The organism is Paenibacillus jamilae, assembly GCF_050482105.1.
Classification (GTDB): Bacteria; Bacillota; Bacilli; order Paenibacillales; family Paenibacillaceae; genus Paenibacillus; species Paenibacillus jamilae_B.
This window is the reverse complement of sequence record NZ_JBCNHI010000005.1, coordinates 78,768-101,686: the sequence shown is the minus strand read 5'-3', so window position 1 is coordinate 101,686 and position 22,919 is coordinate 78,768. Positions and strand designations below refer to the sequence as shown.

The following is a 22,919-nucleotide window of genomic DNA, read 5'->3' as shown; positions in this document are numbered from 1 at the left end:
CCTCCTCCTAGAAACATCCGACCTCTGTGTGTTCATTGTCTCTCTAGGGCTATAATCTCACTTGCAATTTGTGCTGCGCGTAAAAAATCACCTGAGCGCTCAGCGGTTCTCATTTCTTCTCTCTTCAAATCCAGTTGCTCCTGCAATGGAAATTTTCGCACCTGACGAATGTAATCATCCAAAATGTGCGGTGCCCATACGCCTGGAGCATCCATCATCATGATCGAACTTACGTTCTTCTCCAGTCGGTCGTCTTGCAAAGATGAAATAAAACGGCTTGTATCCGGTAACTTCCCTTGCGCGTAATAGGCATATAGATAAGCAGCAATTGCTGCATGATCCTCAATATTAAAGGCGTCCCCCAGATGCTTTTCTACATACTCTGCAGCTTCTAAATCCTGCATCATCCAGTGAAGCAGCCTGCGTTCAGCTACATGGTAAGCCGGCAACAGATTGGGCGTAGAGACCTGCCCTTTTTTATGCCTACCATTATTCCACCCATTTTCGTTATTATCCCCAAAGTTCTGTTTTTTTTGCAGGGTTTGGCGGAGTAAATTGCATTCTTGCTTTAAGGTTTCAAAATCCACCTTGACCTCGGCAGATACTTCGCGCAGATACACTTCCCGCTCAGTCGGGGATGACAGAGGTGCAATGACATTTAATGCTTCGCGGGAATACGCGATTCTTCCTTCTTCCTCTTGCAGTATATGGTTTTTTTTCAGATATATAAGCTTAAATTTCACCGTTGAAACAGCACTTTCAATAATTTGACGCTGGAATCGTTCGGCTCCGTATTGCCGGATAAAATCATCCGGGTCCATACCGTCACTGACCAGCGCTACTTTCACGTGAAGTCCCGCATTTTCCAACAGTGGAAAATTTTTAAGCGCTGCCGCTTGTCCTGCACGGTCACCATCATAACAAATAATAACCTCGTCGCACAGTCCCTTTAACATCGTAGCATGATGCTCCGTTAGAGCTGTCCCCATGGCGGCCACTCCATTTTGTACGCCAGCTTCCCATGCCGAGATGACATCGCCATAGCCTTCAAAGAGAACACTTTGACGAAGCTTGCGAATTGAGGTTTTAGCATGATGGAGATTGTACAGCGTTCGACTCTTGTTAAATAGCTTGGTCTCTGGTGAGTTCAAATACTTCGGCTGCCCCTCGCCAAGTATACGGCCTGCAAAGGCAATAACTTTTCCGTTTCGATTCCAAATGGGGAACATGATGCGATCTCTGAATCGATCTACATACCCATCTCCTTCATGCCGGGGAGAAATGAGCCCTCCCTTTTCCATCTCGACAGGATCAAAAGCACGCTTCTCTAGAAACTGAACGATCGTATCCCATCGATTGGGTGCATAGCCAATTTGGAATTGGTCAATGATCTTGTCACTGAATCCCCGTGAACGCAAATATTCCATGGCTGGCTTGCCGTGCTCCGTATTTTTAAGCAAAAAATGGTACATCTTAGAAGTTAGTTCATACGCTTGCAACAGCCTGTCCAACTCAGGGTGCTGATGCGATGAATCACGTCCCTGCCATTCGCCGAGCGGAATATGACTTTCTTCTGCCATTGTCCTGACAGCTTCGGGAAAGGATAGTCCTTCGATTTCCATCATAAACTTGATGGCATTGCCTCCCGCGCCGCAGCCGTAGCAGTAAAAAATCTGACGATCCGGTGTCACGGTGAATGAAGGGGTTTTTTCGGAATGAAAAGGACAGAGGCCTTTCATATATTTCCCCTGCTTGGTCAAATGCACGTACTTGCTTACCGTATCTACAATATCATGATGTTGTAAAACCGACTCGATGATATTATCCGGTATGTTACCTTGTCCGGCACTCATATTAACCACCTTCATCTCTTTAGCACGTAAATATAATTCGATACCGTTATTCATTCTCCTGCAAGCGAAGTAAAAGTTTTGTCAGTTTATGTTGAAAAACTTCACGATCCTCTAATGTAAACGGTTTAGGGCCTTTTCCATAGCGTCCTCTTTTCCGTGCTTTGGCAGAAGTGTGGCGTCGGTCCAACATGAAGTCTATCGAATCGTTTCGATATATCGTTCCGCGAAAAGACATCACTTCACACCCTTTTGCCAAGGCAAGTGCAGCAAGACCATAATCGTTGGTAGTTACAATATCTCCGCGGCGGATATGATTGGCAATATAGAGATCGGCACTCTGGTCGCTTCGGTCTACTTTAACAACGCTTACGCCTTTGCCGCCCTGAATGAGATGATCATACGAAGATACCATAATAACGTCAATATGAAAACGGGAAGCTGTCTCTGCAATTTCACTTTTAACAGGACAAGCGTCCCCGTCAACAACGATCCGTACATCCGGGAAATTTCCGGACCCTCCCATGAGCATCCCCCATCTCCATCCGCATTCGAGTAAAATACGGAACGGCTGCAAGATCACTCTTACACCGTTCCGTATATTTATACCCATTTTTTCAAGTTGTTCATACTACCACAACCGACGTTTAAACTACAAGCTTGGAAAAATCAGCAAAACGCTTCAATTCTGAGTCAATAGCAGCCAGTAATGCCAAACGATTATTACGTACAGCGTCATCCTCAGCCATAACCATAACGGAATCAAAGAACGCCGTTACTGCAGGAGTTATAGATGAAGCAAGCGTCAACGCTTGTGTCGCATCGCCTTCCTGTAAAGCTGTACAATAGGACTCATAGACGCCATACCATGCCTCGTATAGGTTTTTCTCGCCATCTTCCGTAAATTCACCCGTATTCACTGACTTGTGAACTGCTTTAGCAGCCAAATTAGCTACGCGATTGAAAGACTCCACTGTTGCCTTGAATACATCACCCGTTTGTACGGCAGTCATTAAAGCAGCTCCACGGTTAACTACAGAAGCAACATCGTCATATCCAGCTGAAAGCACTGCATCCACAACGTCATAACGAAGTGTCTCGGACAATAGTTTCTTCACGCGCAATCCGAAAAACTCATGTAATTCTTTACGTATTTCTTCTGCAGAACGTTTCATATTTCCAAAGTTACTGTGCACATCGAGCGCGATATTGAACACATCAGACAACGTAGCCGAAAGCTTACGATCCAACAGGATCTGCACGATGCCCGCAGCCTGGCGACGAAGCGCGTAAGGGTCCTGTGAACCTGTCGGAATAATACCGATGGAGAAGCAGCCTGTAATGGTATCGATCTTGTCTGCGATACTTACAATCGCACCAGCGTTCGTTGAAGGAACCGTTTCTCCTGCATATCTCGGCTGGTAATGCTCAAATACCGCTCTTGCCACTTCTTCCTTCTCTCCAGCCTTGCGAGCATAATCCTCACCCATAACTCCTTGCAGTTCCGGAAATTCATAGACCATTTGTGTTACAAGGTCAAATTTACAAATATCTGCGGCTCGGCTAACCGATTCCTGTGTATCCGGGGAAACACGAAGCTTCTCTGCCAAAGCATCAGCAATGCGGCGAATTCGGCGTACTTTGTCTCCAACCGTTCCCAGCTCTTCGTGGAATACGATACTTTCCAGCTTGGAGAGGGCATCCTTAATTTCTAGCTTCTGATCTTCTTCGTAGAAGAATTTGGCATCAGACAGCCGCGCACGCAACACTTTTTCGTTTCCTTTTGCGATGACTTCCAGCGATGCACTGCCACCATTACGTACCGTAACAAAGTATGGCAGGAGCTTTCCTGTGCGATCCAGCACTGGGAAATAGCGTTGGTGTTCACGCATGGAAGTAATCAATACATCCTTCGGAATGTTCAAGAACGCAGGATCAAAGCCTCCGAACAGCACTGTTGGAGTTTCCACCAGATACAGCACTTCTTCCAGCAAATCATCCTTGACCGCAATCGTCCAGTCTTTTTCGGTAGCCAATGCTTCAATCTGCTTCAGAATAAGTGATTGACGTTCCTCAATGTCCACAATGACATGCTGCTTGCGAAGCACTTCGACATAGTCTGCTGGACTTTCTACAACAGCCTCCTGTCCAAGGAAACGATGTCCTCTTGTCACATTTCCGGACTGCACGCCAGCAATCTCCAAATTAACAATATCGTTACCAAACAAAGCAACCAACCAGCGGATTGGACGAACAAATTTAAAGTCATAACTCGCCCAGCGCATAAATTTAGGGAATGTCATAGCATGTAAAATGTGTAGTAGACCTTCGGACAGCACATCTGCCGTCGGTACACCTATGCTGCTCTTGGTCGCGTAAATATATTCCACGCCACCAAGCTCTTTGAACGTGAACTGCTCAGGATCAACACCTTGACTGCGGGCAAAGCCTAGAGCAGCCTTACTCCAGTTACCAGCTTCATCGAGTGCGATTTTGCGGGAAGGTCCTTTAACTTCTTCGTTAATATCTTCTTGCTTCTCCGCTACTTCCTTAACAAGTACCGCCAAACGACGAGGTGTAGCATAAGCCTCTACAGCACTGTAAGCAATACGCGAGCTGTCGAGCCAAGCCGTCATGCGCTCCTTCAACTGCTGAATCGCATTCGGGATAAAACGTGCGGGCACTTCTTCCAACCCGATCTCAAACAGTAGATCCTTAGACATTTGCCGCACCTCCTTTCTTCAACAGCGGGAAGCCCAGCTTCTCGCGCTCCTCCAAATAGGTCGCAGCGACCTGGCGCGCCAAATTACGTACTCGAATAATAAAGCCAGTCCGTTCCGTTACACTAATTGCTCCACGAGCATCCAGCAAGTTGAACGTGTGGGAGCATTTCAGCACATAATCATAGGCTGGGAAAACAAGATGCTGCGCCATCGCTTTATTCGCCTCTTCTTCATACATATTAAAAAGAGTAAATAACATTTTGACATCAGATACTTCGAACGTATATTTAGAATGCTCAAATTCTGGTTGATGGAAAACGTCACCGTACGAGATTCCATTGACCCATTCCAAATCGAATACATTTTCCTTGTCCTGGATGTAGGAAGCAAGACGCTCCATTCCGTACGTAATTTCAACCGCAACTGGACTGGCATCAATGCCGCCTACTTGCTGGAAATACGTGAATTGAGTAATTTCCATACCGTCTAGCCATACTTCCCAGCCTAATCCCCAGGCTCCCAGCGTTGGTGCTTCCCAGTTATCTTCAACAAAACGAATATCATGCTCCAGAGGATTGATGCCCAACCGGTTCAAACTCTCCAGATACAATTCCTGAATGTTATCAGGTGAAGGCTTCAAAACGACTTGAAACTGATGATGCTGATACAGACGATTCGGATTCTCACCATAACGTCCGTCTGATGGACGGCGAGAAGGCTCAACATAAGCTACGTTCCACGGTTCTGGTCCGATTGAACGTAAATACGTCATCGGGTTCATCGTACCTGCCCCTTTTTCCGTATCATAAGGCTGTACAATAATACAGTTGTGTTCTGACCAAAATTGTTGCAGCGTTAAAATCATCTGCTGAAAATTCATGGGTACACGCTTCCTTTCCAACTTTCCTAAAATGTCGGTGATTTCTAATCTTTAAGCTCATATGTACAGGGCTAATTCATCCCATAAGCCTTGCCAGAGACAGCAAAAAGCCCCCGCCTCTACGCCTGTACAGACGTAGGGACGAGAGCTGACTCCCGCGGTTCCACCCTACTTGATTGCGATCCTACATCACCAGTCAGATCGTAATCCTCTTTTCCGTGTCATTCAGACGCTCCCGAGTGCCATGTTCACGAAGAATTCCCGCTGGGCTTACACCGTCCCCAACTCGCTAACTACAGAGAATACGTCCCGTTACTTTCTCGTTCAATGCATCTGCTCCCAAAAGGGAGATAGATATATAGTAGGATATTACACGTTTTCAGCAATGCAGTCAAGCGAACACTCGGTATTTCACATATCGTACTTATCAAGCTGGTCCAGAAAATTCCGGGATTTTAGCTTGACCTCCAACTGCATATCCATGAACTGACGCATGACATGCTTGATCTCCAGCTTGGTGGAGTCCTTCACGTCAATATTGCCGAGTCGATTCAAATCTATTTGCGCGAACAAGCGCAGCAACTTCAACGTACGTGGAGTCACGCTCAATGCAGCCGGATCAAAATGCTTGTAGCCCCGACATAAAACCCCGCCTAACCTTGGGCTGATAAACATATCCTCATCAGCACATTGTTGACCGCTTGAAATACAAGCATCCAGCTGAGGCGCATATCCGGCCGCCTGCAATATTTTAAATTCATAAATACTCAAGACGATCACCGGATCTTTGCCACTCTCCAATGCCTTCAAACAAGCTTTAAGCTGCTTAAACCAAAAGACGCCTGTCTCTTCATCCTGTAATACCCTGTCTAGCAATTCACAGGCATAGGAAGCGTAAGCAGCTTTTGTAATATCTTCGCGCAGTGTATGGTGGGATTGGATAATTTCACCGGCATTCAACGTGCCTAAACCAGTGTTGCGAAAAAAAACAAATTCACCGTACGTAAACGGCTGCGTTAAAGCGGCATGACGGCTTTTCGATTTTTTCGCACCTCTGACCAACACACCTACTTTGCCTCCGCTTTCGGTGCAAAGCGTAATAATTTTGTTCCCTTCACCGTAATCCATGCTGCGGATGACGATTCCTTCCATCCTGTAAAGCATGCTTCTTCCCCCAAACATTCGCGAAGAAGCCAGTGGTTCGCATTATTCACGGGCTTCTTCATGCTCGTCCGACTCTCCTTCATCCGTGTCTTGCTCCCTTGTCACGGCGCTCTCCCTGTATAACAGATACGCACCGACATCTCCAGTCATCGCAAAATACTTCCACGAAAAATCTCGCATTCGTATTCATCCTTTCTTCGGAAATGACGTCTGCATCTCAAAAATAGGATGATGCGAAGAGAGGGGAAGTATGCGATGAAATAAATGGATTACTTAAATCACTGGAAGAAAAGGGTAAAAGTGCAAGAAGTTAGGCGCCGCATATGCGCGGCGCTTGGGATGATTAGAAGACTGATACTTATCTCCGTCGTAGAGATCGGTACGGCTTTTTTTATGACTACAACAACTATACATATTTATTTAATATCATTTTAGCTCTCAGTAAACCTTTAGACTAAAGGGATCGTAGATATCGATATCTGCTTTTAAGCGTCGCGGTGGAAGCCGAGGTCACGAAGGACACGTTCCTGGTTACGCCAGTCTTTTTTGACCTTAACCCAAAGTTCCAGGAAAATTTTGGAGCCTAGCAGGTTTTGGATATCTTGACGGGCTTGTTTGCCCACCTCTTTGAGCATGGCTCCCTGTTTGCCGATAATGATTCCCTTCTGGGAATCACGCTCTACAAAAATAACCGCCATAATATGCACTACACCATTATCCTGCACCTTCATGTCTTCAATCATAACCGCGATCGAATGGGGTACTTCCTCACGTGTCATGTGCAAAATCTTTTCACGGACCAGCTCTGCAATGACGAACTGTTCCGGATGGTCGGTAATTTGGTCATCAGGATAATATTGCGGACCTTCTGGCAAGTATTTTTGAACTTGATCCAGCAGAGTGTTTACATTATTACCCATTTTAGCTGAAATCGGCACAATTTCCGCAAAGTCATACAGCTTGCGATACTGCTCAATCAAAGGCAACAATGCTTCTGGCTCAATGCGGTCAATTTTATTTAATACCAATATAACTGGTGTCTTTACTTGTTTAAGCTGTTCTGCAATAAAACGGTCGCCTCCGCCTAAGCCTTCAGCAGCATCGATAAGAAAAAGCACAGCTTCTACTTCACCCAACGTGTTAAAAGCGGTCTGATTCATATAATCGCCCAGTTTTGACTGACGCTTGTGAATTCCTGGTGTATCCAAAAATACAATCTGTGTGTCCTCTGTGGTATATACACCGTGAATTTTATTCCGTGTCGTTTGGGGCTTGTCTGACATGATGGCAATCTTCTGCCCAATAACATGATTCATCAATGTTGATTTTCCGACATTGGGTCTGCCAACAATTGCGACAAAGCCAGATTTAAAGTGTTTCTTAGCCATTTTATTTCCTCCAGCGCGATTAAGCACCTAATTTTTATTTTGCTTTTTCATTAAAGCAACTGATTCACTAACGTCAACAAAGGTCTATAAAATACAAATATGCCAATAATTACAGCAAAAACCGCTGCCAGGAGCACGGCTCCGGCGGCGGTGTCTTTTGCCGCTTTGGCCAGCGGGTGGATATCAGGTGAGATCAGATCCACCGCTGCTTCAACAGCGGTGTTGATTAGTTCGGCTACCATGACTATAGCGATGGCCATGCACACGAATAACCAGTCGAGCCGGGAGATGTGCAGAATTAAACCTGCTACAATGACAAGAAGCGCCACGACCACATGTATCCGCATATTTACTTGCGTACGCAGAGCGTATATCACGCCTTCTGCGGCATAGCGAAAGGTCATTCTCCAAGGCTGACGTCTCATTACCGTGTCAACCCCACTTGGGCCAGCACGGCTTCCTGCTTACCCATCATTTCGGCTTCACTGGCATCATCTTGATGATCATAGCCTAACAGATGCAGAAAGCCGTGAACAAACAAAAATCCGATTTCACGCTCGATTGAATGTCCATATTCTTCGCTTTGAGCTTGTGCGGTCTGTACAGAGATAATAATATCCCCCAGAACATCCGGTACATCATTTAATGCATCTTCTTCCGTTGGTTCGTAGATAATTTCAAGCTCTTCATCCAGTGTTTCCTTCATTGCAAAAGACAACACATCGGTAGGACGATCAATTCCCCGATAGTCTCTATTTAACTCATGAATTTGATCATCATTCACGAAGGTAAGAGCAACCTCACCATCTGTAACCCCTTCCGCTTTGCCAGCCTGCTCTAATAAGGTGTTAAGAAGCGAGATTAACGATTCGTTAATTACCATATCGTTTTGTTCATTATTCCAAGCTAATTGAAGGCCCATGCCAACCGCTCCTTTTAATTCTAATGCTTTAGCTGTGCTTTATGCACAAGTTATATTAAGCTTTTCCATTTTCAGGCTTGGGTCTTTCCTCTGGATATTCAATACGGGAATGGAAAATTCCCATTACTGTTTCCTTGAGAGTCTGAGCCACGATATCAAGCTCCCTCATGGTCAGTTCACAGTCGTTAAACTGGTGATCATCTAGACGACTCTTAATAATTTTTTCAATCATGGACTCTACCTGTTCCACTGTAGGTTTTCGTAAGGAACGAACTGCTGCTTCCACACTATCAGCAATTCCCACTACAGCAGCCTCTTTCGACTGAGCCTTCGGTCCCGGATAACGGAAATCATCCTCCGTAAAGTCAGGCTCCACCCCCCGCTCTTCCGCCTCACGCAATGCCTTGTGGTAAAAATAGTGCAGGAATGTCGTTCCGTGGTGCTGTTCAGCTATATCACGAATCGGCTTGGGTAGCTTGTAATCCAATTGCATCTCCACACCGTCACGAGCATGGGCTATAATGATAGATTTACTCAGCTTGGGCTCTATTGTATCATGTGGATTTTCCATCCCATTTTGATTTTCAATAAAGTACGAAGGCCTTTTGGTTTTACCAATGTCATGATAATACGAACCAACCCGGCACAACAACCCATTGGCTCCTATAGCCTCCGCTGCGGCCTCCGAGAGATTCCCTACCATTACGCTATGATGATATGTACCAGGAGTCTCGGTAAGCAGCTTGCGGAGCAGTGGATGATTGGGATTTGACAGCTCGACAAGCTTCAGTGCCGACAAGATGCCAAAAGTGGACTCAAAAAATGGCATTAGCCCTATAACAAGGATCGCTGTAACCAGACCGCCTGCAAAAGCAAAGGCTACCCCATACAGTGTCGTCGTTTGAGTCCAATTCCCTTGGTCAATCAGAGCCAGAGAAAAAACAGCCAAAGCCCCAAACAGGCATACCATGATAGCGCCCTTGAACAGCGTCGAACGCTGGCTGGCCCGGTGCGTGGAAAAAATCGACGCCAGACAAACCACAAGGGCAAAGAATCCAAAATTAAAATCAAAAATCTGTCCCTGGCGAACATTCAAAATCACACTTGCCAATATACTGAATATAACGGCACATACGAATGCCAGCGACATATCAAGCAACAGCGTTACGAGCATAGCCCCAAGCGCAATAGGTGCTAGATAGCCGAGATAGGAACGTTCACTAGTCTGCAGTATGGAAATTAACAACATCGCCCCCACTGTAATCACAAAGATTAACACCAGCATGAGCAACTGAGCATTATTATACTTGAAGTTTCGTGTTCGTGATTGGAATTGACGAATATACATAAACAGACCCAATGCCAGCATCATAGACAGCATCAGCAAGCCGAATTGTGGCCAATAGTTAATTTTATCCTTAAGCAGCTCATTCTCATCAAGCAATGTATAGATTTCCTGGGTAATAATCTCACCCTTTTTGACGAGTACTTCACCCTGCTTAATGTAAACTGTCGGTGTATCTTCACGAGCCTGTACTTTGGCATCTTTCGTAGCTGTATCATCATAAAACTTGTTGGCTGTAATCACAAGCCTCGCAAGTTCCTGAACAACCTCCCGGGAGGTACGTTTGGTAAGCGAGCTTGTACTCACACGTTCAGCTACCTTGGCTCGGGCTGTCTGAGCATCCGTAATTTGATCATTCATCAATCCTGTCACAATCTCACGCGCTACGGGCCGCATTTCAGCAATATCCTCAGATGTAAGTCGCGGAATTTTGATGAATGTCTCCTCTGGAATTCGATACGTTTGCTCTTTCGTTTTCTCCAGCACCTCATCGAGCAGCTTATCTGGATAAGCATCCGCATTACGGCTGTTGTTCACAAAATTTTGTACAAACTCCCGTGCACGTTGAGGAATCTCATCCTTATAAATTGAAATCTTGTCCGCTCTGGAGACTTGATCATCCTGATTAAGCCGTTCAATTCGATCCAAAATACCGGTAATCAGGTTATCGTTGCGGATCGGTACAATGGTATACATGGGCTGTACGCGCTCAGCTGATTCCTCCTGGGCCTTCAAAGTCGCCTTACTATTGGGAAGCTGCATTGGAGCGACAATTTCCTTTTCACTCGGTTGATTCACGCGAATGTCATAGCGTTCGGGAAGCAGCTTGGAAGCAAAACCCACATAAAAAAGAACCACCAAAAATAAAAACAGAAGATAGCGTGTCGCCACGCTATACTTCCATCCATTCATTCTATGTTGGAACGTTTTTCCTTTAGATAATTCCTTCGAGGTCATCTAAAACAATCCCTCTCCATCATCTTTTTCAAGGCAGCTATGCTGCTCGTTTTATACGTTTTTGATCGTGCACACTGTACTCTTGCCCAAGGGCTTATGCTTGATTTTCAGCAACACGGTCATATGCCACGATGATTTTTTGAACCAGGGAATGACGGACAACATCCTCTTCCGCAAACTGGACAAAGCCTATTTCCTCAATCCCTTTTAAAATCGCATTCGCTTCAATTAGACCGGATTTTTTGCCACGAGGCAAATCAATTTGCGTAACATCGCCGGTAATAACCATTTTGGAACCGAAGCCAAGTCGTGTCAAAAACATTTTCATTTGCTCCGGTGTGGTGTTTTGGGCTTCATCCAAAATGATAAATGAGTCATCCAGCGTACGCCCCCGCATATAAGCCAGTGGCGCAATTTCTATTAATCCGCGCTCCAGCGCTTTTGCCGTCTGCTCTGGCCCTATCACATCGTATAGGGCATCATACAGCGGACGTAAATACGGATCAACCTTTTCCTGCAAGTCCCCAGGCAAAAAGCCCAAGTTCTCACCAGCTTCTACCGCAGGACGAGTCAGTACAATACGCTTGACTGAACCTTCTTTCAGAGCAGCTACGGCCAGCACTACAGCCAGATAGGTTTTACCAGTACCCGCCGGGCCAATCCCAAATACAATATCGCGTTTCTTAATCGTGGTTACATAATGCTTTTGTCCAATTGTTTTGACGCGAATCGGTTTGCCCCGGAACGTCGTCGTAATTTCTCCCTTGAACAAATCAAGCAACTGATCAGCGCGCAGATCTTTTGCTAACTCAATCGCATAATGGACGTCCCTTTCGGTCAGGATATACCCATTACGAATTAATTGGAGCAAAACATCGAACAATTGTTCGAGCATTTCCACTTCGTGAGCATCACCAAAAACATTAATTTCCGCCTCACGAGATGCTATTTTCGCAGGAATAGCTGCCTCGATCAATTTTAAAAAGGAATCCTGCGGGCCGAATAAAGCCTGACCTTCTCCCGCACTGTTCAATGCAATTTGTATGCTGCGTTGTTGTTCTGCCAAATAGCCTCATTCTCCTTGGTTATGAACTAACGGAAGTTCTTCCGCAATATCCTGTTCCACTTCAAAAAGTACTTTCATATAAACTTTACCATTCTCTCTCTTCTCATGCAAAATTTTTTGGCTCAATATTTTCGTTCCTTTGCCGTATTTAGCTAAAATATCCGCGCGCGCGCCTTCTATACCTGACATTTTGGCATCTGTTTCCGTTAACTTCTGCTCCTGTATCTTGGTCTCCCTCACACTTTCATTCATCCAACCTATCGGAAGTTTGTAGGAACGCCATGTTAGCGGATCATGTTCAACGGTTGTTTTATGCGTAGAATAAGGTATTTTCCCATATCCCCACAATTGTATCGCATGATCGCCTAGCACCAGATACAAGCGATCATGGCGGTTACCTGTATATGTGCTGCTGCGTTGTACCATAGGACTACTAATTTCGTATTCATGCCACACAAGTCCCTTAACCTCTCCCTTGGCTACGACCTGTTGCTGATTCTCCTCATCTCCAAGCGTTCCTGAAATGAGAATAGCTCCTTTTTTAACACGCGTATTTTTATGCACAACAGGACGACCCTGTTCGGCAAAAATTTCCGTGACCACCGCATCCGCCTTGCTGACGAGATGACGTGGACTATATAGCGGCGGAGGAGTCGGCTGTGAAGCTTCAACGACCTGAATGGTCACCAGGGTCCCCTGCCTTTCCACACCGATCCAGGAGGCTTCTGGAAGCTTCTGCATGAGTGCACGTGAAAGCTTGTCCTGGCTGGAAAGACGAAAGCTCCATTGAAACGGATAAAGCCCCTCCTGCCGGGCTGCTTTGAGAACGGATTCCGTTGGGAGCTTATCATTCCCCTTCACTTCAATATCCCAGATGAGCGATGACATCAGCAGGAGGCCTATCCAAAACAAGGCCAGTCCTGCGAGAAAAAATTTGCGTTTGGCGAGCCGTACCACAGTGAAGGGAAGTCCTTGACGCTTTAGAATATGCATTCTGCAGCCTGTCCTTCTCAAAAGCGGACGCAACAGGAAGACGTGCGGCAGCAGAAGGTTCATTTCTGCATGTCTAGCATCCATTGGCCGCACATTCCAGACAGGTATATGGTGTTCAGTAAGCAAATTAATGAAAGCTTCCACACTTTCGCCCTCGACAGCTAGGGTAACCGTGCCACGCAGCTTTGCTAAAGCGGGATGTTTCACGAGCCTTCCTCCGTTCCTTCCATTTGAATATCCGTAATATGGCCCTCTACACTTACCTGATCTGGCAGGATAGACGTAATAATCAGATCATGGCCTGACACCCTTAGCCTGCCTTGCCCAAGTGCAAGTACGAGTTGATCTGGCGTGAAATCCATCACACCCCGGTGATTCTCTACATAAAGCTGGCGGTTGCCGATGAGGGTTAACCGCGGCAGGTCAAATAGAATGTCCTGCGGAAGCTCCAACGTCTCGCTGGCCCACTTTCGCAGCTTGCGGCTCATCCGGCTCATACGGCGAAATCTCCTTTCCTGTCATCAGAACAACTGTTATCCAACGGCTAATAGTTGTTTGATGGCAGCTATGCTGCTTTTTTATAATCTTCTGTTATTACCATTAGCACTCCATCGTTGTTACGACAGCAGCTATGCTGCTATTTTTTAATTTCTCGTTATTATCCATTAGTTTCATCCTATGTCTCGATCATCACTGAACGCCGTTACACCAGCGTCACAGATATCTGTACTGTACATTTTATGATCCAGTCATCGCATTTATGAGGCTAAACTTACAATTCATAGCAACTGGGATATTGAAGAGGGAAGAGACGCGTGCTTTCTAAAAATTCACGAAAAAAAAGACCACCCTGTTTCATATCAAAACAAGACGGTCTTTTTAATTTCACTATTATACATCGTTTAGTTTTCGGAATCCCGATTCAAAAGCGAGTTTTTTCTGGAGTATAAAAAGTAAATAGCAATACCAATAACAAGCCAAATGATAAAACGAATAAATGTCTGACCATTCAGATTGAGAATAAGCACCCCACATGAAATGATAGCCAGAATTGGGATGAATGGAACCCCAGGACATCGGAAGGCTCTTGGCAAATCAGGTTGTGTTTTTCTCATCACTATGACAGCGACCGAAATTAAAATAAATGCTGATAAGGTTCCAATGTTCACCAAGCTTGCTAACTCATCCAGCGGGATCAACCCACCCATTAATGCAGATAAAGTACCAAAAAACAACGTGTTAATATAGGGTGTTTTATATTTGGGATGAACCTTTGACAATACTTTAGGCACTAAGCCATCACGTGACATCGCAAACATAATACGGGTTTGACCATATAACATTACCAGCATGACCGTGGTCATCCCCAAGATGGCTCCGATATCCACAATACCTGCCACCCAATTCTGACCGGCAACCTGCAAAACTAATGACACTGGATGGGAGACACCTTCAAATTGCATAAACGGCACAATACCTGTCATAATGGCGCTAACGATCACGTACAAAAGCGTACAAATAGCAAGTGAGAAAATAATGCCACGCGGTAAATCACGAGCTGGGTTTTTGGTTTCTTCAGCGGCTGATGAAACGGCATCAAAGCCAATGAAAGCAAAAAATACAAGAGCTGCGGCTCCAAACACTCCTTTAAAACCAAATGGCATAAATGATGTCCAGTTGTCTGGCTTTACATATTTAACAGCAACAATGATAAACAATAAAACGACAACAATTTTAACAATCACCATGATGTTGTTAATTCGTTTGGATTCTTTTATCCCAAAATAAAGCAAGCACGTAATAGCCATCAAAATTAAAAAAGCTGGAAGATTAAAGTAAGTTGATTGGTCTTTTAAAGCTCCTGGAGCAGCAGTGAATTCAATCGGAATATGAAGACCAATTCCTTTCAAGAAGGATACAAAATAACCCGACCAACCTGCAGAAACAGCACTGGCGGCCAACATATATTCCAAAACTAAATCCCAGCCGATAATAAAAGCCAATAGCTCCCCCATCGTAGCATATGTAAAAGTGTAAACCGAACCGGATACTGGAACGGTGGAAGCAAACTCAGCATAAGCCATTGCTGCAAATAAACAAGCGAGCCCTGCGATCACAAAGGACATGACCAGGCCCGGTCCAGCCGTAACTGCCCCCGTACCTGTCAACACAAAGATTCCCGTTCCGATAATAGCTCCAATCCCAAGCATTGTTAAATCAAACGCACCTAATTCTCTTTTAAGCGCTTTTTCTCCCCGTGTAGCAGCAATCAGCTGATCAATATTCTTCTTTCTAAACAAGCTATTCCCCATCCATCCCATCCTCCTAAAGTAAATTTTCACGTTTGGTATAACCCTGTAAGATCACCTCGAAATAAATCAAATTTTAGCTAAATATGGAGTAAATTTTCATAAATATCTTTGTTGAGAACATTATATATAAAAAAGAAAAAATGAAAACGACTTTCGGAAAGCTTCGTTCATATTGTTACATTTGATCATTTTTCACATAAATATTTTCATAAATCAGATTCCAAATTAGACAATATGCCGTCTTTTTAGATGACAGCACATGTGAATAAGCTGTAATTATCACATTCGTTGTCAGGTAATTAGAGCATTTGTCGTTAAGTCTTTTTTTATTCTGAGCCTGTCTATGTATCCATAAGCATCAAAAAAAAGATCCGCCACAGCCAAAGCCGTAACGGATCTATCATTATTTTAACGTCTTCCTCCACCCATGTAACGCTTGGAACGCGGAGGCCCTAATATCTCTGCCCAAATTACACCTCTGCGTAGGTCATCTGCATTCACTCTACCACGCTCTTGCGAAGTTTGCTCTAGCCCATCTGTAATTTCCTCCGAATCTCTCGCATTGGATATACGATCAAGACGAGCTAAAACCATCCTTCGTTCTTCTTCCATAATACGAATCCGATCCTCTAGAGTCGTACCATTATCTAATGAATCCAGGCCTATCTGTTCTGCCTGTTCCAGCCCGTCTCCCACTTCTTCTATACGCCGAGCTTCCATCACCGCCCGTCGCTCATTAGGAAATTGACGTTGCAGCTCTCCAGTAACCTCCTGTCGATGTTGATCTTGCCCAGGCTCCGTTGTGAGAGGTCTGGGGTACGTCGAGGTGCCTCGGGAACCATGATCTCCACCAAAGGTAGGCATACCTTGTCGCGGCGGAGACTTCCGGTTTGCACCTTGAATACTTTTCCCCAAGAAGGACACGAGCGCAAAGCCAATCACGATCAGGATATACAAATGCTCAAAGATCCAGCTGATAAAATTCATTACTCACCGCCTAACTGCTATAGTTCATCGGCCCGTCTGTTAGTTAATCCCGGTTCTTGTTATCATTCCCCGAGTTCTCATTCGGTTTACCTAAGGAACTACGCATTTGCGTATCTGCCTCAATATTTTTTAAATTCATGTAGTCCATGACACCAAGTTTACCACCGCGCAGTGCTTCAGCCATTGCCAAAGGCACTTCGGATTCGGATTCCACCACACGTGCTCTCATCTCTACGACACGCGCTTTCATTTCCTGTTCCTGCGCCACAGCCATCGCGCGCCGTTCTTCAGCTTTTGCCTGCGCAATACGTTTGTCAGCTTCTGCCTGCTCTGTTTGCAGGAAGGCACCGATATTTTTACCTACATCAACGTCTGCAATATCAATCGATAAAATTTCAAAGGCAGTCCCTGCATCCAAACCTTTGGACAATACGGTTCTCGAAATGGAGTCCGGGTTTTCCAGCACGTCTTTATGCGAGTTACTGGAACCCACCGTTGTTACGATACCTTCACCAACCCGAGCAATAATCGTTTCCTCTCCGGCACCACCGACGAGTCGATCAATGTTGGCACGCACCGTAACACGAGCTTTAACCTTCACTTCGATACCATCCTTGGCGACCGCAGCAACGATAGGTGTCTCAATAACACGCGGATTAACACTCATTTGGACCGCTTGCAGCACATCCCGTCCCGCAAGGTCAATCGCAGCCGCACGTTCAAATTCAAGCGGAATGTTAGCTCGCTGCGCGGCAATCAGCGCATTGATCACTCGGTCTACATTCCCCCCTGCGAGAAAATGACTTTCCAGTTGGTTAATATTTAAGCCCAGGCCAGCTTTGGTAGCCTTAATGAGGGGATTGACAATTCGGCTTGGTGTGACACGCCGCAACCGCATAGCTACCAGCGTAATGATACCGATCCGCACCCCTGAAGCCAACGCCGAAATCCACAGCATCACTGGGAAGAAACTAAAAAACACGCTCAATACAATAATCGCTACTACGGCAATCAGCAAAATGCTGACAATACCCGATTCGAACACTCGCATCATCCTCCATTAATCTAATTCTTCGTTGTTTGCTTGCTCAGACACTTACATCTGCCTTGACTACAATTCGTCCGCCTTCTACTTTGGATACGATAACCGGCATATCTGGGGCGATAAACTCCCCGTTTGTTACGACATCTACTCGTTCATCAGCGATCAGCACCGTTCCAGCTGGACGCAATGGAGTCAGACTGACCCCTCTCTGACCTAATAACGTTTCCCGATTCACAACCGAAGAAAATCCTCGGTCAGCCGTTAAACTTTCCTGAAGTATAAAACGATTCCATATCCCTCGGTCTTTAAAAACAACTGCGATGATCGCCACCACAGCAACGGCGGCCGCAAAGGCAATCCCCAAAGATATAAACGCATGCTGCATGTTGTAAGCCGCGCGCACCACACCCGCCACAAGGCTGATGGAGCCCAAAATACCCAGGATTCCAAAGCTTGGGATAAACATTTCAAGTATGAGCAGCGCCAGACCGATTATGAACAACAGCCACGTCTCCGAGCCTGCAAAACCAGCGATATAGTTGCCAAAGAAATACAAACCAAATCCAAGTGCACCCAAAATTCCAGGTATACCAAAGCCTGGTACAAGCAGTTCAATAACTACACCCGCGATGCCAATAAATAAAAGCAATGTCTGCACGATCGGATGGGTCAATATCTCGGCTGCTTTTTCAGCCCATGTATGTTCCACATGGATTACATCATCCGCACTGAAGCCCATCCACTGAATAACTTCTTGTTCTGAGGATGCGATATGATCCGCATACCCCAATTTCAGTGCTTCCTCACTGGTTAAAGAAATGATCTGGCCATTTTCCTTATTAAAGTTCATCTCCGGGATAGATAGCGCCGTTTTGGCGTCAACCATACCTCTAGCAATATCCGGATTGCGTCCGCCAGCTTCTGCGGCAGATGCCATGCTACTCTTCCACCAAGCTATCGTTTTTGGGTCTGTAATAGCCTTCCCCCTGCCATCTACTAACGCTGCTGCTCCGATAATACTCCCCGGTTTCATAGCAATCTTGTTTGCACTCAACGCAATATAGCTACCCGCTGAGGCTGCTTCGCCCTTTATATAGGCTACGGTTGGAATGGGACTGTCTTTAATCAGCTTGCCCAGCTTCTCCGCTGTATCTACCCGTCCACCTGGAGTGTTGATATCCAGTAAAATCAGTCCTGCTTTGGAATCAACTGCTTCAGCAAATCCACGTTCCATAAATTCGCCCAAACCTTGTTCAATTTCCTGATCAACTGGTATCACAAACACTGCTCCACCTTTTGTTTGAGCCGCCGCTGATCCAGAATGAACTAAGGGTAGCAACAAAACGGATATCATGACCCACAACGTTAAAAAGATCAATTTACGGCTGGAATGGTGATGTTCTCTACGCATTTCTTCCCCCCCTTTCGATCTTTTCTTGTTACAGCATACCAAACTTTGTTAGACAAACTATACAGTTTTCAGGATTTAATGTGAAATTACTGGGTATATTGCTAATCCTGACGCCTGTCAAATACTTTACGCCCCCAACGGACACCACGTTTCACTCAATTTATGAAAACGCATTCATAAAAATACATCCACTATTTTATTCTACGGCAGGCATCACACATATAGAAATAACACCCTCTGTAAACAGAGGGTGTTGTGTTTTCCTGTTTGTCGCAGGGTTTATTGCAGAAATTGCTGAACCGCCTGGTTCACGAGCTTACCGTCAGCACGACCTTTTACCTTAGGCATTAAGGCCGTCATTACTTTCCCCATCTCGGCTTTCGAAGAAGCACCGGTTTCCTGGATGGTCTGCTGTACAATAACTTTAATTTCTTCTTCAGAAAGTTGTTCAGGAAGGTACTGAGCGATGATCTCTATTTCTGCTTTAGTGCTTGTCGCAAGTTCATCACGACCGGCTTTTTCAAACTCATGGAGGGCATCTTTTCGCTGTTTGATCTCACGACTCAGAATATCAAGCACTTCGTTGTCGTCCAAATTCCGTTTCAAATCTATTTCAAGATTTTTAATCGTAGAACGAACCATTCGAATGGTGGAGAGTTTGAACTTGTCCTTACTCTTCATTGCTTGCTTCATATCTTCGTTCAATCGTTCGCTCAAATTCATGATTACTTAGATCCTCCTAGAACTTTCTCTTACGAGCAGCCTCGGACTTTTTCTTGCGCTTTACGCTTGGCTTTTCATAATGCTTGCGTTTCTTCACCTCAGCCAATACGCCATCCTTAGCAATGGAGCGTTTAAAGCGACGAAGTGCAGCATCAATTGTCTCGTTTTTGCGAACTTTAGTTTCAGACACCAGTTTTCCCTCCCTCCGACCAGACCGTCCAAGAGCAATAACACGGTTCATCAAATTTTATTATAGGTGAAACGGAAACCAGGTGTCAACCTATAAGAAAAAATGAGTACATAGAAGGAACTTTTTTTCCCGTTACTTCCGTATTACTGAAAAGACTAGCTCTGTCATTTTTAAGAATGTGAGTCCGAAATACCTGTCAAGGCACCTAATTTGGCGCCGCCCAGCAAGTGATAATGCAGATGTCCTACCGCTTGTCCACTATCCGGACCGCAGTTGTTAATCAACCGATAACCGGACTCAGCGATTCCCAACTTTTTCGCAACCTCAACCGCAACACGATGAATCTCCGCGATAAGAGGAAGATCCTCCTCCGTTACAGCATTCATTGAAGGAATGTATTTTTTTGGAATAATGAGCACGTGTACTGGCGCCGCAGGCTGGATGTCATGAAATGCGAGCACATTGTCGGTTTCCAACACCTTTTTGCTAGGAATGCTTCCATCTACAATTTTCAAAAACAGATCGTCCATTCAAAACCCTCCTTTGGCAGTGAGCCGATCATAAGCAATTAACACAAGTAGTCCTTGCTCTCGGCATTCAAAGTTATGTATTTAACACACCAAACAGAAACATAACCAATCATGATTGATTATGCCTGTGTTTCTATATGTATCATAACGGAAAATGGGGCTTAATACCAGTTTCCCTTACTAACTTCCTCTATTATAGACTTAACCCCTTGATCGATTTGGTCTGGCTGTGCACGCGAAATACTAATGCGCAAAAATTTTTCTTGTTCCTTGTAGCTGGTTAAATAAAAGCCTTTGCCAACTACAACCTGAATGTTTTTCGCGTCAAGGCTGTGTACCACACGCTCCAAATTCACTGTCCTTGGCAGTTTAAACTGCGTATAAACACCTGAGGTTACAGCAGGAGTTTGAATAACCCCATTCTGATTGTATCGCTCCACTGCCTTGTTCAACATACGAACGCGCTCCGAATACAGTTTGCATATTGTGTGTTTGTGGCGTTCGTACATTCCATTTTTAATATAGATATCAAGTGCTGCCTGAGACAAAATCGACGTGTCGACATATCTTTTATAGGTACTGAACGTTTTTAATAGGATCTCTGGCAGTACCGCAACCCCTAGGCGCAAGCCAGGGAAAATGATTTTCGAGAAGCTTTTCAAATAAATTGTGTGCTCCTTTTGATCGTGAGCATAAATGGGATCAACAAGATGATCATCTCCCAAATCAGCCATATAGTCATCTTCTACGATGTATACATCATATTTGGCGGCTAAGGCCGCTATGGTTTTTCGTTCCTCCACGTTATAGGAGATCCCCATAGGATTATGATGCCTTGACATTGTATAAAAAAATTTGATGTTTTCCCGCTTAAATTGATTCTCCAACTCATGAAAATCCATACCTTGCGCTGTCCGGGGAATCGTATTAACCGGTATGTTCTCTTCCTCCAAAAAACGCAAATAAATATCGTAACTGGGCTGCTCAACCAAAATCTTTTCTTTGCCGTTGGGAAACGGCATTTTGGCGAGTATCTCTAATGCCTGTTGAACACCTGAAGTAACGATAATCCGATCTTTTTTTGCAAACACCTGAGTATCCGCCAAATGGGAAACAAGCGTATGACGTAAGGTTTCCAATCCTTGCGAATCCCCGTAAGTGAATAGATGATATTTGTAGGTGTCGATAGCCTGATTCAGACAATGCTGAAAATCCAGATATGGGAATACATTTAAATCCGGGGATGCTGAAGCAAAATTAACACCGTCTTGGATATGGCTATTGTGTACATCGCTAGGATTTTCCACTACATAGTATCCGCTTTGCGGTATGGAATATATGGCATGCTTCCTTTCAAGCTCAGCATAGGCTCGCAGAATTGTGCTTTTGCTGCACCTGTATAACACTGATGCATCTCGGACTGACGGCAGTTTGTAACCAGATCTATATTGTCCCTCGCGGATTTTAAGCTCTATATCCAATAAAATCGAAACATATTTTTTCACAGTATCCTCCTCCCTGTTCTGTACATCCTCTTTATGTACCTTTTCCTTCTTATATTTCTGTACACGCTTGATGTTAACATGGTTTATAGATTAACAGGATACCTCTTTTCATTAAACTGTACCCATACAGTTGCCATTTATAAAACATCGTACCTCGCTAAAGGTCGTAACCTTATAGCCCCCATTCATATTTTGAGAGCACAGATGTGAAAAAGAGGCTGTTTCTTCATACTGGAAGAAACAGCCTTACTTAGTAATAATGTATGGATGCGCTATAGAGCCACTTGTACGGTACAAGAGCTAAAAGCGGGAGAGAGCAGAGCGATGGTCAGGCAACTAAAAAATTGGTTTAATAGTAAGGCAGTAAGCTAATTGCTGTCAACGCGGCAAGTGGCAGAACCAAACGATTAAAGCGGCGACGTCCGTATGGGAAACCGTACGCATAAGCGGGGACCGGATAAGGATAAAAATACGGAGAATAAGGTGCATAGCCGCCAAAAGCACGGGAGCCACATCCACAATTGTTAGGCGGATAGGGGAGATTTACATTCTCCACTTCTTCTCCACCCATTGGAACAGCTAAGTATATCTTTTCATCATCCACATGCTCTACAATTCCGTCATACGTTGTTCCATCCTTTACCCATACACATACATAACGATGCATATGCTGCTGACATAGTGTTTTGGCATCCATTTGTTGCGGGGCTATAACATTTTCGGTTGGCATGCTTTTTTCCATGGTTGTTTCCTCCTAGGCTCTTGCATGTATACCGTATGTTATTCAGAAACGGGCTATGTGCTACATCAATTTGGGCGAATTCCGGCTTGCAAAAAAAAAGAAGCACCCCGGGAGCTCTTGGCAGAGCCCCTCTGAACGGACGTATGACGGGAAGACTTCTTCCTCAGCATACGTCCGCCGGGGTGC

22 protein-coding genes are annotated in these 22,919 nt (G+C 44.9%); all 22 read right to left on the bottom strand.

Annotated elements, in window-relative coordinates; genetic code table 11:
- Nucleotides 1-32: 32 nt before the first annotated feature.
- The 22 genes from dnaG to ABEW32_RS04105 all read right to left on the bottom strand — a co-directional run bounded on the left by dnaG (nucleotide 33) and on the right by ABEW32_RS04105 (nucleotide 22,733).
- On the bottom strand, nucleotides 33-1,907 hold the full coding sequence (gene dnaG / locus ABEW32_RS04210) for a DNA primase (RefSeq protein WP_430184986.1): 1,875 nt from the start codon (nucleotides 1,905-1,907) through the stop codon (nucleotides 33-35).
- Complete coding sequence (locus tag ABEW32_RS04205; RefSeq protein ID WP_430184984.1) at nucleotides 1,900-2,376, bottom strand: YaiI/YqxD family protein; 477 nt, start codon at nucleotides 2,374-2,376, stop codon at nucleotides 1,900-1,902. Before ABEW32_RS04205 ends, dnaG begins: the two co-directional genes overlap by 8 nt.
- A 121-nt stretch (nucleotides 2,377-2,497) precedes the next feature.
- Complete coding sequence (glyS, locus tag ABEW32_RS04200) at nucleotides 2,498-4,573, bottom strand: glycine--tRNA ligase subunit beta (protein ID WP_430184982.1); 2,076 nt, start codon at nucleotides 4,571-4,573, stop codon at nucleotides 2,498-2,500.
- A complete protein-coding gene (gene glyQ / locus ABEW32_RS04195; protein WP_016821582.1) occupies nucleotides 4,566-5,453 on the bottom strand; it encodes a glycine--tRNA ligase subunit alpha in 888 nt (295 codons plus the stop codon). Before glyQ ends, glyS begins: the two co-directional genes overlap by 8 nt.
- Before the next feature lie 411 nt (nucleotides 5,454-5,864).
- On the bottom strand, nucleotides 5,865-6,617 hold the full coding sequence (gene recO / locus ABEW32_RS04190) for a DNA repair protein RecO (protein ID WP_430184979.1): 753 nt from the start codon (nucleotides 6,615-6,617) through the stop codon (nucleotides 5,865-5,867).
- Nucleotides 6,618-6,659: 42 nt separating this feature from the next.
- Nucleotides 6,660-6,797, bottom strand: coding sequence for a YqzL family protein (locus tag ABEW32_RS04185; RefSeq protein ID WP_013372137.1), 138 nt, complete (start codon nucleotides 6,795-6,797; stop codon nucleotides 6,660-6,662).
- 305 nt (nucleotides 6,798-7,102) lie between these two features.
- Complete coding sequence (gene era, locus ABEW32_RS04180) at nucleotides 7,103-8,005, bottom strand: GTPase Era (RefSeq protein ID WP_025679640.1); 903 nt, start codon at nucleotides 8,003-8,005, stop codon at nucleotides 7,103-7,105.
- A gap of 50 nt (nucleotides 8,006-8,055) precedes the next feature.
- Entirely contained in the window at nucleotides 8,056-8,430 is a 375-nt protein-coding gene (locus ABEW32_RS04175) for a diacylglycerol kinase family protein (protein WP_430184977.1), read from the bottom strand.
- Nucleotides 8,430-8,927: an rRNA maturation RNase YbeY gene (gene ybeY, locus ABEW32_RS04170; RefSeq protein WP_430184975.1), complete on the bottom strand. Its 498-nt coding sequence runs from the start codon at nucleotides 8,925-8,927 to the stop codon at nucleotides 8,430-8,432. The genes ABEW32_RS04175 and ybeY overlap by 1 nt, the downstream gene beginning before the upstream one ends.
- A gap of 55 nt (nucleotides 8,928-8,982) precedes the next feature.
- On the bottom strand, nucleotides 8,983-11,229 hold the full coding sequence (locus tag ABEW32_RS04165) for an HD family phosphohydrolase (RefSeq protein ID WP_430184973.1): 2,247 nt from the start codon (nucleotides 11,227-11,229) through the stop codon (nucleotides 8,983-8,985).
- Nucleotides 11,230-11,323: 94 nt separating this feature from the next.
- Nucleotides 11,324-12,295 carry a PhoH family protein gene (locus ABEW32_RS04160; protein WP_430184971.1) on the bottom strand — a complete coding sequence of 324 codons (972 nt, stop codon included), beginning with the start codon at nucleotides 12,293-12,295 and terminating at the stop codon, nucleotides 11,324-11,326.
- A gap of 6 nt (nucleotides 12,296-12,301) precedes the next feature.
- Nucleotides 12,302-13,495, bottom strand: coding sequence for a sporulation protein YqfD (gene yqfD, locus ABEW32_RS04155; protein ID WP_430184969.1), 1,194 nt, complete (start codon nucleotides 13,493-13,495; stop codon nucleotides 12,302-12,304).
- The gene (gene yqfC, locus ABEW32_RS04150; RefSeq protein ID WP_430184967.1) at nucleotides 13,492-13,785 is read right to left on the bottom strand and encodes a sporulation protein YqfC; all 294 of its coding nucleotides are present in this window, start codon (nucleotides 13,783-13,785) and stop codon (nucleotides 13,492-13,494) included. Before yqfC ends, yqfD begins: the two co-directional genes overlap by 4 nt.
- A gap of 405 nt (nucleotides 13,786-14,190) precedes the next feature.
- Entirely contained in the window at nucleotides 14,191-15,600 is a 1,410-nt protein-coding gene (gene bcaP, locus ABEW32_RS04145) for a branched-chain amino acid transporter BcaP (RefSeq protein ID WP_430184965.1), read from the bottom strand.
- Nucleotides 15,601-16,008: 408 nt separating this feature from the next.
- The gene (locus ABEW32_RS04140) at nucleotides 16,009-16,587 is read right to left on the bottom strand and encodes a hypothetical protein (RefSeq protein ID WP_430184963.1); all 579 of its coding nucleotides are present in this window, start codon (nucleotides 16,585-16,587) and stop codon (nucleotides 16,009-16,011) included.
- A 43-nt stretch (nucleotides 16,588-16,630) separates the two neighbouring features.
- A complete protein-coding gene (gene floA / locus ABEW32_RS04135) occupies nucleotides 16,631-17,632 on the bottom strand; it encodes a flotillin-like protein FloA (protein WP_430184961.1) in 1,002 nt (333 codons plus the stop codon).
- A 43-nt stretch (nucleotides 17,633-17,675) separates the two neighbouring features.
- Nucleotides 17,676-19,043 (bottom strand): NfeD family protein, encoded by a 1,368-nt coding sequence (locus tag ABEW32_RS04130; RefSeq protein ID WP_430184959.1) that lies wholly within the window; start codon nucleotides 19,041-19,043, stop codon nucleotides 17,676-17,678.
- A gap of 279 nt (nucleotides 19,044-19,322) precedes the next feature.
- Nucleotides 19,323-19,766, bottom strand: a complete 444-nt coding sequence (locus tag ABEW32_RS04125) for a GatB/YqeY domain-containing protein (protein ID WP_013372151.1) — start codon at nucleotides 19,764-19,766, stop codon at nucleotides 19,323-19,325.
- 16 nt (nucleotides 19,767-19,782) lie between these two features.
- Entirely contained in the window at nucleotides 19,783-19,956 is a 174-nt protein-coding gene (gene rpsU, locus ABEW32_RS04120; protein WP_005547957.1) for a 30S ribosomal protein S21, read from the bottom strand.
- 170 nt (nucleotides 19,957-20,126) lie between these two features.
- The gene (locus ABEW32_RS04115) at nucleotides 20,127-20,486 is read right to left on the bottom strand and encodes a histidine triad nucleotide-binding protein (RefSeq protein WP_013372152.1); all 360 of its coding nucleotides are present in this window, start codon (nucleotides 20,484-20,486) and stop codon (nucleotides 20,127-20,129) included.
- 161 nt (nucleotides 20,487-20,647) lie between these two features.
- Nucleotides 20,648-21,991, bottom strand: coding sequence for an aminotransferase-like domain-containing protein (locus tag ABEW32_RS04110; protein ID WP_430184956.1), 1,344 nt, complete (start codon nucleotides 21,989-21,991; stop codon nucleotides 20,648-20,650).
- 349 nt (nucleotides 21,992-22,340) lie between these two features.
- A complete protein-coding gene (locus ABEW32_RS04105) occupies nucleotides 22,341-22,733 on the bottom strand; it encodes a hypothetical protein (RefSeq protein WP_430184954.1) in 393 nt (130 codons plus the stop codon).
- Between the last annotated feature and the right edge of the window lie 186 nt (nucleotides 22,734-22,919).

Excerpts from the sequence above, each read along its gene's own strand:
- dnaG (WP_430184986.1), bottom strand. The coding sequence starts at position 1,907 with ATGAATAACGGTATCGAATTATATTTACGTGCTAAAGAGATGAAGGTG.
- ABEW32_RS04205 (WP_430184984.1), bottom strand. The coding sequence starts at position 2,376 with ATGGGAGGGTCCGGAAATTTCCCGGATGTACGGATCGTTGTTGACGGG.
- glyS (WP_430184982.1), bottom strand. The coding sequence starts at position 4,573 with ATGTCTAAGGATCTACTGTTTGAGATCGGGTTGGAAGAAGTGCCCGCA.
- glyQ (WP_016821582.1), bottom strand. The coding sequence starts at position 5,453 with ATGAATTTTCAGCAGATGATTTTAACGCTGCAACAATTTTGGTCAGAA.
- recO (WP_430184979.1), bottom strand. The coding sequence starts at position 6,617 with ATGCTTTACAGGATGGAAGGAATCGTCATCCGCAGCATGGATTACGGT.
- ABEW32_RS04185 (WP_013372137.1), bottom strand. The coding sequence starts at position 6,797 with ATGCGAGATTTTTCGTGGAAGTATTTTGCGATGACTGGAGATGTCGGT.
- era (WP_025679640.1), bottom strand. The coding sequence starts at position 8,005 with ATGGCTAAGAAACACTTTAAATCTGGCTTTGTCGCAATTGTTGGCAGA.
- ABEW32_RS04175 (WP_430184977.1), bottom strand. The coding sequence starts at position 8,430 with ATGAGACGTCAGCCTTGGAGAATGACCTTTCGCTATGCCGCAGAAGGC.
- ybeY (WP_430184975.1), bottom strand. The coding sequence starts at position 8,927 with ATGGGCCTTCAATTAGCTTGGAATAATGAACAAAACGATATGGTAATT.
- ABEW32_RS04165 (WP_430184973.1), bottom strand. The coding sequence starts at position 11,229 with ATGACCTCGAAGGAATTATCTAAAGGAAAAACGTTCCAACATAGAATG.
- yqfC (WP_430184967.1), bottom strand. The coding sequence starts at position 13,785 with ATGAGCCGGATGAGCCGCAAGCTGCGAAAGTGGGCCAGCGAGACGTTG.
- bcaP (WP_430184965.1), bottom strand. The coding sequence starts at position 15,600 with ATGGGGAATAGCTTGTTTAGAAAGAAGAATATTGATCAGCTGATTGCT.
- ABEW32_RS04140 (WP_430184963.1), bottom strand. The coding sequence starts at position 16,587 with ATGAATTTTATCAGCTGGATCTTTGAGCATTTGTATATCCTGATCGTG.
- ABEW32_RS04130 (WP_430184959.1), bottom strand. The coding sequence starts at position 19,043 with ATGCGTAGAGAACATCACCATTCCAGCCGTAAATTGATCTTTTTAACG.
- ABEW32_RS04125 (WP_013372151.1), bottom strand. The coding sequence starts at position 19,766 with ATGAATTTGAGCGAACGATTGAACGAAGATATGAAGCAAGCAATGAAG.
- ABEW32_RS04115 (WP_013372152.1), bottom strand. The coding sequence starts at position 20,486 with ATGGACGATCTGTTTTTGAAAATTGTAGATGGAAGCATTCCTAGCAAA.
- ABEW32_RS04105 (WP_430184954.1), bottom strand. The coding sequence starts at position 22,733 with ATGGAAAAAAGCATGCCAACCGAAAATGTTATAGCCCCGCAACAAATG.